The 683-nt window shown below is 46.3% G+C and carries 2 rRNA genes; both read left to right on the top strand.

The window, feature by feature from the left end:
* A 16S ribosomal RNA gene (locus FZC78_RS23365) occupies positions 1-253 on the top strand; the annotation flags it as partial.
* Between the two features lie 256 nt (positions 254-509).
* Positions 510-683 (top strand): 23S ribosomal RNA (locus tag FZC78_RS23360); the annotation flags it as partial.

Raw genomic sequence — 683 nt, 5'->3', positions numbered from 1 at the left:
ACCGTTCTCAGTTCGGATTGCAGGCTGCAACTCGCCTGCATGAAGCTGGAATCGCTAGTAATCGCGGATCAGCATGCCGCGGTGAATACGTTCCCGGGCCTTGTACACACCGCCCGTCACACCACGAGAGTTTGTAACACCCGAAGTCGGTGAGGTAACCTTTTGGAGCCAGCCGCCTAAGGTGGGACAGATGATTGGGGTGAAGTCGTAACAAGGTAGCCGTATCGGAAGGTGCGGCTGGATCACCTCCTTTCTAAGGATATATGAGACGTGACGTTTTGATTTGGTTTTGTTCAGTTTTGATGGTTTAATTAGGTTTTTTCGCATAGCGAAAATAACCCTCATTAACATTGCGCAGCGAAGCGGAGCTTTTAATTCTCCTTTCGACGTGATAACCATCAAATATTGTTCTTTGAAAACTAGATAAAGTTAGAAGAAGAAAGTCAAGAAAGAACCGAGAATCGCCATTTTAGGATATCTCTTATGAGATATTGTTAGATTAACCATTTGGTTAAGTTAGAAAGGGCGCACGGTGGATGCCTTGGCACTAGGAGCCGATGAAGGACGGGACTAACACCGATATGCTTCGGGGAGCTGTAAGTAAGCTTTGATCCGGAGATTTCCGAATGGGGAAACCCGCTGCACGTAATGGTGCAGTATCCATACTTGAATACATAGAGTAT

This window comes from Rossellomorea vietnamensis (assembly GCF_008180415.1).
Taxonomy (GTDB): domain Bacteria; phylum Bacillota; class Bacilli; order Bacillales; family Bacillaceae_B; genus Rossellomorea; species Rossellomorea vietnamensis_C.
Note: the sequence above shows the minus strand (reverse complement) of the source record. Positions and strands in the feature narration are given on the sequence as shown.